This window comes from Microcoleus sp. Pol7_B2 (assembly GCF_036701035.1).
GTDB lineage: Bacteria > Cyanobacteriota > Cyanobacteriia > Cyanobacteriales > Microcoleaceae > Microcoleus.
In genome coordinates, this window is the sequence record NZ_JAUBQB010000056.1 from 15,330 (window position 1) to 32,301 (window position 16,972).

At 47.2% G+C, this 16,972-nt stretch carries 14 protein-coding genes; 5 read left to right on the forward strand and 9 right to left on the reverse strand.

What is annotated here, in order from left to right; translation table 11 throughout:
• Positions 1-10: 10 nt before the first annotated feature.
• On the reverse strand, positions 11-2,116 hold the full coding sequence (locus QUA57_RS19705; protein ID WP_333063174.1) for a caspase family protein: 2,106 nt from the start codon (positions 2,114-2,116) through the stop codon (positions 11-13).
• 89 nt (positions 2,117-2,205) lie between these two features.
• On the reverse strand, positions 2,206-6,417 hold the full coding sequence (locus QUA57_RS19710) for an nSTAND1 domain-containing NTPase (protein ID WP_333251275.1): 4,212 nt from the start codon (positions 6,415-6,417) through the stop codon (positions 2,206-2,208).
• 452 nt (positions 6,418-6,869) lie between these two features.
• Here QUA57_RS19710 and QUA57_RS19715 point away from each other — a divergent pair, with 452 nt between their 5' ends.
• On the forward strand, positions 6,870-7,349 hold the full coding sequence (locus tag QUA57_RS19715; RefSeq protein WP_333063176.1) for a hypothetical protein: 480 nt from the start codon (positions 6,870-6,872) through the stop codon (positions 7,347-7,349).
• A 74-nt stretch (positions 7,350-7,423) separates the two neighbouring features.
• On the opposite strand, the gene QUA57_RS19720 is transcribed toward QUA57_RS19715, so the two are convergent.
• The 3 genes from QUA57_RS19720 to QUA57_RS19730 all read right to left on the reverse strand — a co-directional run bounded on the left by QUA57_RS19720 (position 7,424) and on the right by QUA57_RS19730 (position 12,145).
• The gene (locus tag QUA57_RS19720) at positions 7,424-8,326 is read right to left on the reverse strand and encodes a peptidoglycan-binding protein (RefSeq protein WP_333063177.1); all 903 of its coding nucleotides are present in this window, start codon (positions 8,324-8,326) and stop codon (positions 7,424-7,426) included.
• A gap of 139 nt (positions 8,327-8,465) precedes the next feature.
• Positions 8,466-9,311: a glycoside hydrolase family protein gene (locus QUA57_RS19725; RefSeq protein WP_333063178.1), complete on the reverse strand. Its 846-nt coding sequence runs from the start codon at positions 9,309-9,311 to the stop codon at positions 8,466-8,468.
• A 506-nt stretch (positions 9,312-9,817) separates the two neighbouring features.
• On the reverse strand, positions 9,818-12,145 hold the full coding sequence (locus tag QUA57_RS19730) for a S8 family serine peptidase (RefSeq protein ID WP_333063179.1): 2,328 nt from the start codon (positions 12,143-12,145) through the stop codon (positions 9,818-9,820).
• A 377-nt stretch (positions 12,146-12,522) separates the two neighbouring features.
• On the opposite strand from QUA57_RS19730, the gene QUA57_RS19735 reads away from it, so the two are divergent.
• The 3 genes from QUA57_RS19735 (at position 12,523) to grxD (ending at position 13,974) form a co-directional block, all read left to right on the forward strand.
• Positions 12,523-13,146, forward strand: coding sequence for a hypothetical protein (locus tag QUA57_RS19735; RefSeq protein ID WP_333063180.1), 624 nt, complete (start codon positions 12,523-12,525; stop codon positions 13,144-13,146).
• A 42-nt stretch (positions 13,147-13,188) separates the two neighbouring features.
• Positions 13,189-13,449, forward strand: coding sequence for a BolA family transcriptional regulator (locus tag QUA57_RS19740; protein WP_333042760.1), 261 nt, complete (start codon positions 13,189-13,191; stop codon positions 13,447-13,449).
• Positions 13,450-13,650: 201 nt separating this feature from the next.
• Positions 13,651-13,974 (forward strand): Grx4 family monothiol glutaredoxin, encoded by a 324-nt coding sequence (grxD, locus tag QUA57_RS19745; protein WP_333042762.1) that lies wholly within the window; start codon positions 13,651-13,653, stop codon positions 13,972-13,974.
• Positions 13,975-14,375: 401 nt separating this feature from the next.
• Here the strand turns inward: grxD and QUA57_RS19750 are convergent, their stop codons facing one another.
• Complete coding sequence (locus QUA57_RS19750; RefSeq protein ID WP_006634037.1) at positions 14,376-14,624, reverse strand: DUF6761 family protein; 249 nt, start codon at positions 14,622-14,624, stop codon at positions 14,376-14,378.
• Positions 14,625-14,749: 125 nt separating this feature from the next.
• A complete protein-coding gene (locus tag QUA57_RS19755; RefSeq protein WP_333063181.1) occupies positions 14,750-14,992 on the reverse strand; it encodes a hypothetical protein in 243 nt (80 codons plus the stop codon).
• Between the two features lie 227 nt (positions 14,993-15,219).
• Between QUA57_RS19755 and QUA57_RS19760 the strand changes: the two genes are divergently transcribed.
• Positions 15,220-15,954 (forward strand): response regulator transcription factor, encoded by a 735-nt coding sequence (locus QUA57_RS19760; protein WP_333063182.1) that lies wholly within the window; start codon positions 15,220-15,222, stop codon positions 15,952-15,954.
• Positions 15,955-15,980: 26 nt separating this feature from the next.
• Here QUA57_RS19760 and QUA57_RS19765 read toward each other — a convergent pair whose 3' ends face one another.
• Positions 15,981-16,331 (reverse strand): 4a-hydroxytetrahydrobiopterin dehydratase, encoded by a 351-nt coding sequence (locus QUA57_RS19765; RefSeq protein ID WP_333063183.1) that lies wholly within the window; start codon positions 16,329-16,331, stop codon positions 15,981-15,983.
• A 354-nt stretch (positions 16,332-16,685) separates the two neighbouring features.
• Entirely contained in the window at positions 16,686-16,955 is a 270-nt protein-coding gene (locus QUA57_RS19770; RefSeq protein ID WP_333063184.1) for a hypothetical protein, read from the reverse strand.
• Between the last annotated feature and the right edge of the window lie 17 nt (positions 16,956-16,972).

The window sequence follows — 16,972 nt, forward strand, 5'->3', positions numbered from 1 at the left end:
AATGCGCGCACTACATTTTTTTCACCACCACTTCCACCTTTTCTGTCGTCCATTCCTCACTGGCATCAGTCACAACCCTAATATTTCGCTGCGGGTTATCTTCATCCACAACCGCCGCCAATAATTGTTCTAAAGCATTCTGAGGTTCTTGATTGCCAAATCCTTTCCGAGATTGGTCTAACGCTGGCAACTCCAACAATTGAAAATTCGTTGCGTCCACCGTCGCAAATACTTTAATGACATCTACCCCTTCCTGATAATTTTCGGGTAATTCCATGTCAAACTTAGTTTCTTTGAATGAGCCGGGATCTACAGGTTCATAAGTAATACCTTCAGGATAGAACTTGACAATACTTAAATCTGCCTGGAGAATCAAAGCCGAAATATTTAAAACTCGCTTAGATTCATTGTGGATTCGCACTACAACCCGTTCACCTTCTTCTAACACTGGCACCTGACCATCCGCCTTCAAAACTACCTCTTGCCGTTTTACTGATTTAATTACTTCCACCTTAATTTTGCCATTCAAAGGAGCAAAAGCATCCTCATTATCCAGTTCCAAGATACTTTCATACCTAGCAATATGAATTAATCGATTAATGAGATTTTCGCTAGCTTTAGGTTCATCAACTTTGAGCGGAAACAGAAGATTTTTGATGGGTTCTTTATTCGCATCCAAAATCCAATATTCCCCTTCTGAATTCAGGGAAACAAAATAATCCACATTCTCATCTTTCTCTGCTTCCGAACAGAATTCTATCCAGCGATGACCTTCAACTTGCTCTTTTTTTGCTTTGAGGATATCTGGGAGCATTTCCACATTTACACCAGAAATTTGCGGTAACGGGTCAGGCAGAATAACCCGAACTTTCCGAATTTGTTTCAACCCTGGACTCAAATAGACAGCAGGGGAACCAATTTCAATCATTCCTTCTGCTAATTTATGATTGATTGTTCTGAAACCAAATAGCTGTGTTACTTCGGTCCAACAGTCGGATGCTCCCAATTCTACTACTTTAACTGTAGCAATGCGATTTTCACTATCCTCAAAATTCCGCGTCCCGAATCGAAAAATATCGAATTCTGCCCCTTTTTTAAGGCCGCTAGCTTCACCCATTTGCAATTGGACTCGGTTTTTGGGAATATCTACCTTCATCACCGGAGCGTTAAGGCTAGTAACGACAGATTGACCGCCCAAAAAAGTGCGATCAGTCTCGCCAATCAACAGCGGTGTTTGTCGTTTAAAGTCATTATAAACTAGATTAGAAATATGATCGTACAAGTATTTAACAGGAATATCGATCCCGTGTTTTCGCAAAGCTTTTAGTAAATAATAAGTTAAAGCGCCGTTGCGTTCCGTCCCTTCAAAAACCTTTTCATAAGCGAATTCCTGATCCCGACAAGCTGCTATTAAGGTATAACCTTTCGGTTCGGGTAACAAACCATTGACGACGGTAATATTGCGGCTATTTCCTGTTGAAGTTTGCCAACTTTGTGCTAATTCCTGAAGCGGTGCAACCCAACTATCTGTAGGTCGAAGAGTCATATCAATAAAACCTTCACCGCGAATCCGGTCATCTCCGCTCATTTCTCTGGTTGCGCCACCGGAATGACAGCTATCGAGTACCAGCGTTACAACTAACTCTTTTTCGACCATTTCTTCAAGCAGTTTAGCCAATTCCAAGTCGCGCAAATAGCGTGAGTTTGGTTGACCGATATCGCAGGGAACTAAGGCTTCATCTAAACCCATAGAACCCTTGAGGCTTTCAAAAATTGTTTTCGCCCGTCCGCCGTGACCGGAGTAGTGAATATAGACTCGGTCTTGAGGTTGGGCTTTGGCGGTTAGTTCTTTGAATTTGGCGACGATATTTTCATAAGTTGGTAGGACTTCCGGGGGTTCTTGGGGTTGGTTGGGATTGTCGGAAGCAGTGGCGGTGAGTTTAATAATTTGGTCGGGTGTGAGGTTGAAGGTGTCTTTTAAATAGGTTTCGACGTGGTTGATATCTTGAACGCATCCTCGCAAGTTTTTGTAGTAGTTACCTTCTGGTAAGCGATGGGGGAAGTAGAAATTGATGCCGATGAGGAGGGCGTAGAAGTTGGGGGTTTGGTTTGTCATGGTTGTTGGGGCGTAAGGGTGTGGGAAAAGTTTGATTTTTATATGCGAGTGAAGTAGAAGTTTTTTATGCAGTTTTCAATCTAAAATTATCAAAGCTTATTGCATAAATCTTTGTCAATTTCCAGGGCATCTTCATCATTAGGATTAGGTATAAGGTAATTGTCTATGAAATTGCATCCTTCCTTAACTAAATAACCAAAATCTAACCGCCACAGTCTCACTGTCTTGTCCTGATTGCCAGTCGCCAGCAGCTTGCCATCGGGGCTGAAACTGACAGCCCAAACCCTGGCTGTATGCCCGCTGAGGGTTTTAATTTCTTTGCCGCTGGAGGTATCCCACAGTCTCACAGTCTTATCACTACTGCCAGTCGCCAGCAGCTTGCCATCGGGGCTGAAACTGACAGCCATAACCGAGTCTGTATGCCCGCTGAGAGTTTTGATTTCCTTGCCGGTGGAGGTATCCCACAGTTTCACTGTCTTATCCCAACTGCCAGTAGCCAGCAGCTTGCCATCGGGGCTGAAACTGACAGCCCAAACCCCGTCTTTATGCCCGCTGAGGGTTTTAATTTGCTTGCCGATGGAGGTATCCCACAGTTTCACTGTCTTGTCACTAATGGCAGCGACCAGCAGCTTGCCATCGGGGCTGAAACTGACAGCCCAAACCCCGTCTTTATGCCCGCTGAGGGTGTTAATTTGCTTGCCGGTGGAGGTATCCCACAGTTTCACTGTCTTGTCAATACTGCCAGTAGCCAGCAGCTTGCCATTGGGGCTGAAACTGACAGCCCTAACCGAGTCTGTATGCCCGCTGAGGGTTTTAATTTGCTTGCCGGTGGAGGTATCCCACAGTTTCACTGTCTTGTCAATACTGCCAGTAGCCAGCAGCTTGCCATTGGGGCTGAAACTGACAGCCCTAACCGAGTCTTTATGCCCGCTGAGGGTTTTGATTTGCTTGCTGGTGGAGGTATCCCACAGTTTCACTGTCTTGTCACTACTGGCAGTGGCGAGCAGCTTGCCATTGGGGGTGAAACTGACCACCCTAATCAACTCTGTATGCCCGCTGAGGGTGTTAATTTGCTTGCCAGTGGAGGTATCCCACAGTTTCACTGTCTTGTCATCACTGGCAGTAGCCAGCAGCTTGCCATCGGGGCTGAAACTGACAGCCCTAACCAACTCTGTATGCCCGCTGAGGGTGTTAATTTGCTTGCCGGTGGAGGTATCCCACAGTTTCACTGTCTTGTCATCACCAGTGGCGAGCAGCTTGCCATTGGGGCTGAAACTGACAGCCCAAACCCCGTCTTTATGCCCGCTGAGAGTGTTAATTTGCTTGCCCGTGGAGGTATCCCACAGTTTCACTGTCTTGTCACTACTGGCAGTCGCCAGCCGCTTGCCATCGGGGCTGAAACTGACAACATTAACCCAGTCTGTATGCCCGCTGAGGGTTTTAATTTCTTTGCCCGTGGAAGTATCCCACAGTTTCACTGTCTTATCCCAACTGCCAGTAGCCAGCCGCTTGCCATCGGGGCTGAAACTGACAACATCAACCAACTCTGTATGCCCGCTGAGGGTGTTAATTTGCTTGCCGGTGGAGGTATCCCACAGTTTCACGGTGTTGTCACTACTGCCAGTAGCCACCAGCTTGCCATTGGGGCTGAAACTGAAATCATTAACTCCGTCTTTATGTCCGCTGAGGGTGTTAATTTGCTTGCCGGTGGAGGTATCCCACAGTTTCACGGTGTTGTCACCACCGCCAGTGGCCAGCAACTTGCCATTGGGGCTGAAACTGACAAGATAAACCGAGGCTGTATGCCCGCTGAGGGTGTTAATTTGCTTGCCGGTGGTGGTATCCCACAGTTTCACTGTCTTGTCATCACTGGCAGTGGCCAGCAGCTTGCCATTGGGGCTGAAACGGACAGCATTAACCGAGTCTGTATGGCCGCTGAGGGTGTGAATTTGCTGGCCAGTGGAGGTATCCCACAGTTTCACGGTGTGGTCACTACTGGCAGTGGCCAGCAGCTTGCCATTGGGGCTGAAACTGATAGCCGAAACCCTTTCTGTATGGCCGCCCAAAGTGTTTGGTGCTGCCACATTAGAAACTGTATTTAATAATGACAATTCTACGTAGGTGTGGGTATTAGCATCTACCCAAGGTGTACGTCGCATTTGCACAACCGCTTTTAAACTTGTTTTGAGAGCTTTCGTCCCATCTAAATTTAAAAGCCCGTCGGAATATTGAGCCAGAGAATAAATTTGATTGATAGCAGCACGCCACCAACCAACACCAGCTAACCCTGCTAAAGCCAACGCGATCGCCGAAAAGCCACTTAGCCCAATAATTGTCAGTCGCCGCCTGCGTTGCTCCTTTTGTCTCTCCCTATCCCGTTCTTTAACACTAACCTCAATAAAATCTCGTTCTTCCTGGGTCATTTCATCGGCACGTTGACGCAACCAATCTTCCGCCACAGTCAACGGCACACCCCGCAACATTGCCCCAGAGTCATGGTTATCATTTTTCCACTCCCGCAGGGCCACCTTCAGCCGTTCTTGCCAAGTCCGAAACTGACGGTTAGCATTTATCCACTCGCGGAGAGTTCCCCATTGCCGAATTAGGGTTTCATGCACCAATTCTACGGTATCTTCCTGTTCTTGCCGTCCCGTCACTACCAAACGCGCTTGATATCCCGCTAAATAACTGACCAAATTCCAGTTATCTTCCCCCACTTCCGCACGGCTAGCAACGCGCCTGGTATCCTCCGTTCCTTCCCCCGGACGCACTAATTGCACAAATATTCGCTGTGCCTGTTTTTTCTCGGTTTCACTCAGTTTTTGATAAACCTGTTCGGCATGATTGGCAATGGCTTTTTTCACCCCGCCAATTTCTTCATAAGCTTGGTGAGTTAATTCTCGGTTTATTTGCTTTTCCCATAACCGAGTTACGGCAAATTCTAATAATGGCAAATTTCCCGGTTCTTCCTCCACATCATCAAGAATGCGTTGGGTTAATTGTGCCTCAAATTCTACTTCCAGCTTTTGGGCAGGTAATTCAATTGCTGCCTGTAATTCCTCCCTTTTCATAGAACTGAGTAACTGTGGTGTATACTCCTGGAACGCATCCCGCAACGGACGATAAGAAAGGGCATAACCGTAAAAGTCCGCCCGTAAAGCCAAAACTAATGTAATATTTTCTTGTGCAATAGCCGTTAGTAAACCATCAGCAAAATGTTCCGGTTCTTTTTTTAGCTGAGAAAAAGTGTACAGTTCCTCAAATTGGTCTGCAACTAACAACAACCGTTTACCTGGGTTGCGCTCTAAAATGCAAGATACCAGTTGCTGCAAAGTGATTCTACCGTTTCGCAAATCACCTGCTAGCCCCATTGTTTCCCGCAGTTGTTGAGTTTCACCTGCTGCTGGTTCTAATTGCCGCACTAAGGCAAAAGCTAACTGCACAAACGGTTCTTTGCCCGGACGGAAAGATGCAATTAACCAGTTTCCCTCTTTTCGCAATTTGGGAATTAATCCCGCATACACCACAGAAGATTTACCGCTGCCGCTTGGCCCAACCACTGCTACCAACGGTTGTTTGTGCGTTACTTCTACTAAATTACTGACAAATTTTTCCTGTCCGAAAAAGAAGTCGGCATCTTCTTCGCCAAAGGCAGATAATCCTTGGTAAGGATTGGGCGGAATCACATCTTCAACAACAATTACACCCTGAGCAATCGGAGAATCAATTAAATTCTTTTTCTTGAGAACTGGAGTTTCCTGCTCTCGGAAGCTCATCATCTGCGAGCAACCTAAGTCGTAGCCTTCTTCGAGCGTATATCCAGCAGCGATCGCATCATAAAACCCTACAGCAAAGGCAAGAGCTGCTCGATCTCCCACGGCTCGATTCATGCCAATGACATAATTAACGTATTGGCTAATTGCCTTTGCCTGTACTTCGGAATAACAAGCATTGAGAATTACACAATCTACACCTTTCTGGGCAAACAATTTAAACATACTAGCTAGGGCGTTTGTCTGCACGAGCGCCATTTTTCCGGTATCGTCTTCTAGGACAATTCCCTCTGCTCCAGCACCATGTCCGCAAAAGTGGACTATGTTGGGTTGATAATCTAAAATAGCTCGGTAAAAATCACGGGAACGCACGGCCCATTTTTGTTCTAATTTATACTGTTCTCGTTTATTTGCCCGTCGCAATCCTTCGTCAATTTCCCGGATCTCTTGCTCCAATCGCAGGGGAACGGTATTGGTGGGATTGGCTGCCAGAATTAAAATTGTTTTGACTGGGTTGTTGTTAGTCATGAACTCGGGAATTGCTCGGGTTTTCTGGAGCTTTTACTTCTGTTTGCTTAAGGAGAGTTCTTTTACTTAAACTGATAAAGGTCTTTGTATTTCTATACGATTCAGTCTTAGTATACCAAGCTGGCAATAAAATCTTTGCTGCGCGTTAAGTAACTTTACAGTGTGACAGAATGTACAGCTTTTATGACTGTGAGATTGATGTGCTTGATTGTGCGACAAATTTAACTGTGTTTGCTTTATTTCCGGTTCGATAGTAACTTTTTGGCGATTTAAATGTTAAATACTTAGCAGCAGTTTGATGGGTCGATCGCACTTTTTTAAAGAATGGTTAAGATTGCAGATGTGTAGCTAGGCATTCGTTAAGCTATATTGACGGGTTTTCACTCATCAGCTTCGCAGGTAAAGGATAATCAGCAATATTCTAGTTAACCATAGTCGGGAGACAAGCAATCATGGCAGAAATTGAACTTCTTGTAGAAAGTTTGTGGGAACTTGATGAGGATCAGCTAGCAGCACAAATTGGCGATCGCGCTCAAGCCATAGGGGATGATGCGGCTGGACTTGGAACCAGAGGGATAGACCCAGCTTCCCTGGATTCTATTGATGTGAATGTGGCGGCTAGAGCATCGATCGATCTCAGGCTCCTAGAAACTGGCCAGCGGTTGTTCGATCGCGTAAACCCCTTAGTTTACGAGCTGATGTGCAAACCCCTCGGAAACGATCCGCAGACTCAGAAAATCCTGGATGAAGCGATCGGCCAGAATTACACTAAAGCTGCTGGGATGTTAACTCCTGTTCTAATCTCTGGACTCGGACTTGCTCCTGCTATTGCTACTCTTCTCGCTACGTTGATTATCAAAAAGATTGCCAATTATAGCGCTACTGCAATTTGTGACACTTGGAAGCAAAACCTGCCCAAACCCACAAGCTGAGCTATAAACGGAACTTCCACCGAAGGCGGAGGAAGTTCTGTTCCAGCTTTGGTGAACTCGATCGCGCTAACACCTCAAGCCATTTGTTCGCGGGTTTTGAGAGCGACTATTCCGTCGGGCTTCAAACCTTTTTTCTGCTGAAATTCCTTGACGGCTGTGTCTGTTGCCGGCCCAAATTCACCATCAACCCCAACTTCAACGCCAGCCTTTTTCAAGCCTTCCTGAAGCTTGATTACATCTGAGCCTTCCATTCTGGGCATCGCCAAGCGCAACGTTCTGGGCTTGTCATCCCACGGCGCTTTAGCAAACCCTGGAGCAGGCGATCGATTAAGTGCATCCTCGGTTTGGGGGCCAAAGCCACCATCCTCGCTAATCTTTGCATCCGGGTTGTTCTGATTCCAAAGCTGCTGAAATGCGAGTATTGAGTTACTGCGAAGATCGATCGTCCCGTCGCCTATGTAGTCGAAGTGAGGCGGATCGCCCGGTAATGGATGCCAGCCATATTGCATCAAATAAGATTCCCAGCCTCTGGCATCTTCAATGTCGATCGCTAGCCCTGTTTGGTGATTGCTGGTGCCTGGTGGCGCTACAGGATTGGAGTTGTTGAAGCGATCGTTATACAATAACATTTGCTGGGCGATCGTGCGGTAAGCAGAGTTCACCTGCATCGTTTGACCTCGATCTTGAATGGCTCTCTGAAGTGCCTCTTTTGCCGGGGTTTGTACGTAGGGAAAAGCTGCCTCCAGCAAGTCTACATTAAGGTCATCAAAACTGACAAAGGCATCTGGCATCATCAGTTGCAGTTGATAAATCAACTGTTGAGATAAGCCATTGACCACCGCAGTCGAAGACATGGGGGCATCTTGGAGCAATCCCGGGAAACTGCCTCTAAGTTCCAACATATCCCGTTGGACAAATTCTTCACAGGCTTCGATAATTACAGGTTGATTAAATAGAATGTCGCTTGAGTTAGTCATGGTTTTATCCAATCAATTTGAATTTGGTCAGTCGTAGATTCATAAACTCTATCCGTAGGCGAGGCACACCGCACCTTACCTCCACATAGCTTGTGAAAATTACTTGATTGTGTCAGTGTAATTCGTTACACAATCAATTTTATAGTCCCAATTCTTTGCGTGTTTGGACACCGACAACACCATCCGCCGTTAGCCCTTTTTGCTGTTGAAACTGTCGCACAGCACGATCGGTGTCTTTACCAAAAACGCCATCTGCTGAAACATTTATTCCTGCCGCGATCAGCGCTTCTTGCACTTGACGCACATCCTCACCTTGCATTATTGGCTCGGTAAGTGTGAGAACCCGAACAGCAGGCATTCCTAAAAACAGAGCTTGCTCGGCCAAGCGCCTGCGTGTCAGCCCTGGCCAGGGTTCACCATTGACCTTATTCCACACAGGAAACTGATCGGCTGCTCCTTGATAATCTCCGTCGTTCAACAACTTCAGAAGAGTTGAACCTCCAAAACCTTCTGTTCCTGGCCCTACGTTGAAACAGAAGCAAACCAGTGCAGAAAACTGGTTGTCATCGATCTCAACTTCAACGGCATCCTCAACATAGGATTCAAACTTTTCTAAATCTTCCCTCAGCAATTCTTCTGCTTGCGTTTGGCTAATAGTAAGTCCTGGATAAACATCATCGCCAGTGTGTCCGTAACCAATTGTCCAAACTCCACCGCCATCATCATAAGCAGTGAGTTCACATCCTTCAAAGGTAGTGAGAAGCTTGAAACCTTCTTGATTGATATGCTTTGAACCTCTGCGTTCTACCACATCAGGAGGTTGTTCGTCTGGAGGATGAATATGATATGTTTTAGCCACACTGAAGCTTAAAGCATCAATTAATGCTTTTACTTGCCCATTAGTCTCCGTAACTTTAATAGCTAGGTCGTCTTCGATTTCGTATACGCGACCATCGCCGAAGAGTTCCAACGATCTTTTTGGCATTTGAGTTTTTCCTTTTTACAAGGTAGGTTCAGTCAAAAGAGGCATCTTGAAGATCCGAACGCAAAACTTTTGGCTATTTTCAAAATGAGTGAAAAGAGTCTATTAATTAATGATTTCGAGCAAAAGTCTGGGCTTGACGGGTGACTTGGTTATTATATAGGTCTGTTCCACAATCATGTTCGCGATTTGCACAAACCTTTACAAAAATTAATTCACCTTGACAATCGGCTTACCGAATATCTCTGATTCACTACGCGCAGTTTTGGCTCATATTCCGCAGATGTAACTCATCTTATTGCAATAGTCCCGACTGTTTTTAATTCGCAGTCTGAAACCCGGGATTTCCGGGAAAGTAACTCGATATGTAAAGCTATCATCAAAAAAGCGATCTTTTTGTCAGGACTTACGCAAAAAGTGGTTTGACTCGCCGCGAATTATAGCGGCTTCAGTCCTCAGATTTTATGAGGACTGAAGTCCGAACGATCGAACCAGTTTTCTGTTCTTAGCTAGACAATGTAAGGAGAATCGATCGGCTTTGCCCGATTAATCGCCACCAAAGTCTGGTAAATCAAAGCCGAAATCTCAGCGCGTGTAATATCCCGCTGCGGCGAAAGCCAATCGCGGGAAGGATAATTAACCACAATCTTCAAAGCAGTTGCTGTGGCGATCGCACTTAAAGCATAATTAGGAATTTGAGAACGATCGTTGTAAACTTTCAAAGAATCAGGATTGCCGCCCTTGAGTTCCAAACCGTTAACCAAAGACACGATCGCGTCAGCCTTAGTCAAATTCTGATTCGGGCCGAACTTCAACCCCGGAAACCCCGCCAAAAACCCCCCCCGATTTGCCCGTTCGATCGCACTTCTCGCCCAAAAAGTAGCAGAAACATCAATAAAATTTGTAGCCGGCACCCTCGGAATCGGACTAAACGCACTCACCAACAGCGCCGCATATTGAGCACGATTTAAACTGTCATCCGGCCGAAAAGAACCGTCAGGAAAACCGCTAATTATATTCGCCGCAGCCAAAGCTTCAATAAACTTCTGTGCCCAATGTCCAGAAATATCGCTGAACACCGCACCGCCGATATTCGGATTGCCGCCGCCCTTTCTCACCGCAGCTTGCACAGCTTTAAAAGCATTCACTTTCCCGTAACCAAACCAATCGCTGCGGCCGTTGTTTGGATCGTAATTTCCCAGGCGATTGCCCAACTGGGGATCGGGATCGGGATCGACAATTTTTTCAGCAGTTTGTTCGAGAATTCCCCGCACTTCCCGCGCCGTCAAACGGGGGTTAGCCGAAAGTATCAGCCCTGCAACCCCAGCGACTACTGGAGTGGCGCTGGAAGTACCGCCAAAAGTATCCGTATAGTCCCCCCAGTCGTAGCCCCGATCGCCCACTCGATCGGCAGTAAACACCCCCAAACCGGGCAAATACTGCGTCACCTCCGGCGGCGTGCCGATAAATCCGGTTTCGGGCAGCCAGGTTCCCGGCGGTGCGTTGTTGCTGGGGGCGCAAACCGAGATGCTGCTGCCCCAATTGCTGTAGGCTGCTTTTTTGTTGAGGGAAGTGGAAGCGCTGACGGCAATTACGTCGGGGTGAACGGCAAATCCGTTTAGCCATCTAGTTTGACCCTCCACGACGTTGTTGGGCCAGCCTTTCTCGTTAACAGTACCGTTGACTGGGCGGTTGGCATTCCCCGCAGCGAACAGAATAACGCAGCCTCTGCCGCCCCGCCCTTGGGTGGCGGCTTTGGTGATAACGGCACTCTGCCGCAGGGAAAGGGGATAGTAAACTGCAGCAGGCCCCCAACTGCAAGAAATGACGGCGGCACCTTTTTCGATCGCCCAATTAAATATTTTTTCGACAGAATTGTCATCGAGAAAACCACTGGTACGGATGGGCATCAGGGCGCAGCCGGGGGCGACGCCGACAATGCCTTTGCCGTTTTCTTCAGCAATGGCGACGCCGGCACAACTTGTGCCGTGGTTGTCTGAGTCTGCGACTGGCATCGGGGAAGTGTCGCCGTCTTTGAAATCGATGGGTGAGACGATTTTGCCTTGGCCTTGAAAATCTGGGTGAGTGATGTCAACTGAATCGTCGGCGATGGCAATTACGATCGATCGAACTCCGCGAGTCATGTCCCAAGCTGGTTCTGCATAAATTTGAGCACCGCCGACAAGTTGGTTGCCGCCTTTGTTGTTGAGATACCACTGTTTGGGATAAAGCGGATCGCGGGGCGTGTAATGCTGCTGCGTCTCTACTAAAATGTTTGGTTCCGCTACGAGAACTTCTGGATATCTTGTCAGGCGGTTGGCAATTTTGACCGGGTTTTCTGTTGCTTGTTTTGTGACTTCGCAGACGAAGGTGTTGGGAATTCCTTCCACTGGCCGGACTATGTTTAAAGCTGCTGCATTGGCGATCGCCTTTCGCGATTGTTCGTCTACTTGTTCGCCAAATTGAATCGTAATTTGGTCGGTTAAATAAAAGAATGTACTCGGATTGTTCGCGGGGCAATAGACGTGGCTGGCAAAAGCTACGGCATCGCTGGCGCGGGCTGCTTGCATTGCTGCTTCTAGGCTAGAGGGCGCAACGAGATATTCATCGAGATTGCTTTGGCCGACGCGGCGGTTGAGTTTTGCCCCAGTTGTTGCAGCCCAATCGTTTGAGGCTGATGCTGTTGATGAGGGGCGGACTGTAAAGCGATCGTCCGCTTTTGACAGCAGCAATTCGTCGCCGCCGCGCTGCAAAATCACTGCCAGACTTTCTTCGGGAACTCCAATACCTTGATAATTTTGGAGAATGTCGGAGGTCGGTTTGCTGGGTTGTACCATTAGAAATATTCCTGTTTAATTTTGATGTAGATTTATCAAACATATTTATAAGCTGTCAGGGATGTTTTCACCCTGAGGGGTTTGAAACTGTAACTAACAGCGGTAGGGCCCGTCCTCAGCACCTTACTAACTCCATTAGTCTCAAGCGAGAGAGACCAAAGTTTGTGTAGGATCGGTTTCAATCGGCGATTTTTATTCGACGGCTGAGTGTTTTTTAGATAAACAACCTCACAGAAAACTCGTGTTGAGCTTTTCTCCCGATCGCACCCTTTGACATTTCAACAAATTTGGTGTACACTTAGCCGGTTGCGATCGCCAATGGTAAGATCGGCTCAAGCTAAATATTTTTTTAAGGCGCACAGGCGCAAAGTAATTTCATGGTATACTCTGGAACTGTTTGCTGGCTTCGCTCCACTGCCCGGATTACGATCGGGGCGATCGCAGCTTTTACCCTGTTGCAACCGCTCCAAGTCCAAGCACAACAACCTTCTGGGCCAGAGAACCAACCCCAAGTCGAACCCGCCGACGACCCCACAGACCCCAACAATCTTCGCCCTCTGACGCAAGACAGCAGTCTGCTGAGCGTCCCAGGAGGCCAGCGTTTGATGACAGAAGCCAGCAGTGCTATTTCCAATCAGAATTACGCACTGGCTACTCAAAAACTCCAAGAATCCCGCCAAATTTTCAATCAACTGTCCAACTTCTACCAACAACTGGGTAGCAGTTTTGCCGGAATTGACATCCGCTTGGCCGAAAGCCACCGCACCAAAGCTGTAGAAACAGCCCAAATGCGCGACGAAGCTACCTACCGACTGGCGTTGGTACACCGGGCGCAAAATAAGCCCGAACTGGCGGTGCCCCTGCTGATTCAGATTATTCGATCGCAGCAGCCAACTCGCGACTTGGGCAAGAAAGCTTACCAGCAGTTACTGGAATTGGGTTTTGTGGATTCGCCCTTTCCCCGGCCTGCCAGCAGTCAACCGAGCTCATCGAAAAAATAGTTCCACTAAAATCTAAATTACAGCCGTTTATCAGAGAAACCAATGGTTACACCGTCTCAAGTAGCAGAAATGATTAAGGCAGGGTTGCCTGACGCTAAAATACAAGTTGACGATTTGACCGGTGGCGGTGACCACTACCAGGCGAGAGTCGTCTCTGCAGCCTTTGAAGGAAAAAGCCGAGTACAGCAGCACCAAATGGTCTACGGCGCTCTCAAACAGGCAATGGCTAGTGAAGCCATCCACGCTTTGGGCTTGGAAACCTTAACTCCCGCAGAATGGGAAGCGAAAAGTCAAGTTGCTTAATAGTTGAGCGGCAATTGGGCATCACAAGTTTGTGCTTCTGTCAATAGTTGCTTGAAATACAACTGCTGCACTTACGCACACAAACCAAAGAAACCGGCTTTCTTAACCGGAATCTATGGCTGTAACGAAAGATTGTCCTAAAAAACCCGGTTTCTGCGTCAGTCAACGTTTAAAAATTTTCAAACAATATTAGGAGCTACCATGACTACAGCAGCACATGAAAGAATTGACGAATTGGTTAAGCAAAACAAAATCATGGTATTTATGAAGGGCAATAAGTTAATGCCCCAGTGTGGTTTTTCTAATACTGTGGTGCAAATTCTCAATACTTTGGGAGTACCTTACGAAACTGTTGATGTTTTGGCCGACCAGGAAATTCGTCAAGGCGTTAAAGAGTATTCCAACTGGCCGACAATTCCCCAAGTTTATATCAACGGCGAGTTTATTGGTGGCTCGGATATTATGATCGAGATGTATCAAAAGGGCGAATTGCAAGAAGTTGTAGAAGTGGCTTTGGCTTCTTAAATTAGACCGAAAAAACATATCCCCGACTTCTTTAAGAAGCCGGGGAAATAACAGCAATGGCGTTTTACGTTGAATTAGGTTAATTTACTTAATTATTCGTTAGAGCAAGACTAAATCATTTGTGAATTTCTTACTTCCTCCCCGCGGGTTCGGGGAAGGTTGGGATGGGGTAAAAAATTTACGACTCATTTAGGATTGCTATACCAGGCAGAGCCTGGGAACGCACTGCGGTCGGCTATGCCTCGAATTTTTAGGCTCCGAAAGCGAGGCAGAGCATCTGGACATTGGTTCCCAGGCAGAGCCAGGGAACCCGTTACAATTGCCAATTCCCCATTGCCAATTCCCCATTGCCAATTCCCAATTCCCAATTCATCAAGGGTTTATACAACCGAATTTGCTATTTAATAGTAGTCGGCTTCAGTTTGGGTCTGTGGCATTGCAAAATTGGAGGGGTCGTGAATGTAACGCGCTGCTTCTTCCTCTAGTCTGTGAATCAGATAGGGTTCCAAACCGTTGGAATGCCGCAGGGCTGCTAAATACCCGTCTAAGTAAAGCCGCAGGTCATCGAAGCGATAACCTCTATTCCACATTTCGACGAGGGCGTCGGTGAGTTTCTGGTAGTGCCGGATTGTTTGGGTGTCTTGTAGCATGGTGTGAGGTTGAAATCCTTTGTGGTTTGTATAATGACGGCGGGATTTAGGAATGGCCTCGATTGATGCTGAGTGGCTCAGCTTGAGGCTATTTCTAAATAAAAGTTTTTACCCTGCTCAACAGGCTACCCTCCATAAAAAATTTCACTCGTTGCAATGCAGTTGCTCGACTTTTTGCGCGCACCTTGATAATTCGCTGTGCGTTTAATGGAGTCGGGATGTGGCTGAATTTGACGGTCAAAGTGGCTGAGTGTTCCGGCTACCGAGCGAACGGCTGGAGGAATTCTAGTTTCACTTGCGCGATTTGTCAACCTCCTGGGAGTGGGGGCTGGGTCGGGGGGATCGCTTTTAGCAGGCGGTTGGGGCATGGGATCGATCGGCTTTACACTGTCTTATTTTCATTGTAAGCTTACCGCCAGAATGATTTCACCTTTCTGCAGGCTGACCCTCCCAAATTAACCCAATATTTAAAATTCCTACCCTGGGTGTGTCCGCTGCTTTAAACGTAGCTCATGCTTGAGTAGCGATGGTTACAAAAGCTTGACAAAAGCTCTGTTAACCTTGTAGCAATTAGTGATATGGGAAGCTCGCCTCTGTGGAATCTGCAAGTATTTCAATTGTTGAAGGGAATCCGCACCTGCGATCGCTCTTGGGCTGGCATCTACAGCAAGTCGGTCACTGGGTGCACCAGTCAGCGGATATCAGTCACGCTAGGGAAATATTTTTCAGCCGCCAGCCAACCCTAGTCATTCTGGATGCCCAATTGCCGGATGGGGACGGTTTGGAATTTTGCCACTGGCTGCAACAGCAGCAGCAGTCACTGATTTTGATGCTGTCGGCGCGGAATTCGGAATCGGATATTGTTGAAGGTTTGAAGGCGGGCGCAGACGATTACCTGACTAAACCCTTTGGGATGCAAGAGTTTATGGCCAGGGTGGAAGCTCTGATGCGCCGTAACCGCACAATGATACCGCCGGCGACGCTGGAGTGCGGGCTGCTGAAAATTGATTTGGTGCAGCGCCGAGTGAGGTTGTACGAGGAACATATTGAGCTGACTCCCCAGGAATTTAGCTTGCTGTACGTGCTGGCTCAAGCTGGAGGAGTGCCGCTTTCGCGCTCGGATTTGCTGCGGAGGGCCTGGCCCGATGCGATTGATAACCCCCGGACGATCGACACTCACGTACTCTCTCTGCGTAAAAAAATCGAAATCGACCCGCGACAGCCGAGCCTGATTCAAACTGTACGGAATGTCGGCTACCGACTGAATCTGGAGTTGTTAAATGGGAATCAACGGCTTTCTCCGCTGGTACCCGGAGCTGTGAGTTCTTAAACTACGATCGGGCTATAAGTCGGATTTTATTTTGGGAATTGATTGGCGATCGCATCGGTTTTCGCCGCCATAATAAAGTCATTGCGGTGCAGTCCAGAAATCGCGTGAGTCCACCAAGTAACGGTAACTTTTCCCCACTCGGTTAACAGTGCGGGGTGATGTCCTTCGGTTTCTGCTGCTTCGCCGACGCTGTTTGTAAAGGCGATCGCACTTTTGAAATCCGGGAATTCGTAGGTGCGTTCTATTTGGGGAATGCCATTTTTTTCGATTAAATTCCAGTCGGGAATTTGAGGTTTTAGCTGGACAATTTCGTAAGCTGTGAGGCGGGGAGACTTTGGGCTGCAGGCGGCACAGCGTTCTTTTGATAAAGGTTCCATAAATTGCTTGTTAGCGATAAGATGCTAAAAGATATTATAGACATTTTCTAATCGCAGCAAGTAGCTGGGCGCAACGTAACTAGCAAAAGAGGCAGAGGCGATCGCAGTTTCGCTCAGAAGTTATAACACCCGTTTCATGTTATTATAATCCGCAAATCAGATTTTGAGTAAGGATTTTACTGCACTAAAAGTGTGTTTGTAAAGTTCAATTCACGATCGGGCGATCGTCCTTTTTTACCTATACTGATAAAAAGAGCGATCGCACTTTCGAGTTAACATCCTGAATGAATTTTCTTGTGGGGTGTCCCGCCCGAACAGGCTTTCCGGCCTGTTCCACATTAGATGCACCACAGTTTACTCACTTTCTTCTTCAACTTTTTCTACATCAATCGCCGCTTTCTTGAAAGGACAATCATTACAACAATAGAGTTTCGATACTTCCTCGCTGTTAAAAGTTTGTTCGAGAGGGCAACGCCACACTTCCTGTTGATTCTTGTCAAAGCAGAGGTGAAAACCTACTAACCCAAAAGTCAACACTATCCCCGCCGAAGAATTGATGGCACCGACTACAGTACCGAGAATCGCCTCTCCAATCATCCATTGATGCTGTTTTGATAATCCCATAAACCATTTCCAACTCA

Excerpts from the sequence above, each read along its gene's own strand:
- QUA57_RS19720 (WP_333063177.1), bottom strand. The coding sequence starts at position 8,326 with ATGACTAACTCAAGCGACATTCTATTTAATCAACCTGTAATTATCGAA.
- QUA57_RS19735 (WP_333063180.1), top strand. The coding sequence starts at position 12,523 with ATGGTATACTCTGGAACTGTTTGCTGGCTTCGCTCCACTGCCCGGATT.
- QUA57_RS19710 (WP_333251275.1), bottom strand. The coding sequence starts at position 6,417 with ATGACTAACAACAACCCAGTCAAAACAATTTTAATTCTGGCAGCCAAT.
- QUA57_RS19770 (WP_333063184.1), bottom strand. The coding sequence starts at position 16,955 with ATGGGATTATCAAAACAGCATCAATGGATGATTGGAGAGGCGATTCTC.
- grxD (WP_333042762.1), top strand. The coding sequence starts at position 13,651 with ATGACTACAGCAGCACATGAAAGAATTGACGAATTGGTTAAGCAAAAC.
- QUA57_RS19740 (WP_333042760.1), top strand. The coding sequence starts at position 13,189 with ATGGTTACACCGTCTCAAGTAGCAGAAATGATTAAGGCAGGGTTGCCT.
- QUA57_RS19730 (WP_333063179.1), bottom strand. The coding sequence starts at position 12,145 with ATGGTACAACCCAGCAAACCGACCTCCGACATTCTCCAAAATTATCAA.
- QUA57_RS19725 (WP_333063178.1), bottom strand. The coding sequence starts at position 9,311 with ATGCCAAAAAGATCGTTGGAACTCTTCGGCGATGGTCGCGTATACGAA.
- QUA57_RS19755 (WP_333063181.1), bottom strand. The coding sequence starts at position 14,992 with ATGCCCCAACCGCCTGCTAAAAGCGATCCCCCCGACCCAGCCCCCACT.
- QUA57_RS19750 (WP_006634037.1), bottom strand. The coding sequence starts at position 14,624 with ATGCTACAAGACACCCAAACAATCCGGCACTACCAGAAACTCACCGAC.
- QUA57_RS19705 (WP_333063174.1), bottom strand. The coding sequence starts at position 2,116 with ATGACAAACCAAACCCCCAACTTCTACGCCCTCCTCATCGGCATCAAT.
- QUA57_RS19715 (WP_333063176.1), top strand. The coding sequence starts at position 6,870 with ATGGCAGAAATTGAACTTCTTGTAGAAAGTTTGTGGGAACTTGATGAG.
- QUA57_RS19765 (WP_333063183.1), bottom strand. The coding sequence starts at position 16,331 with ATGGAACCTTTATCAAAAGAACGCTGTGCCGCCTGCAGCCCAAAGTCT.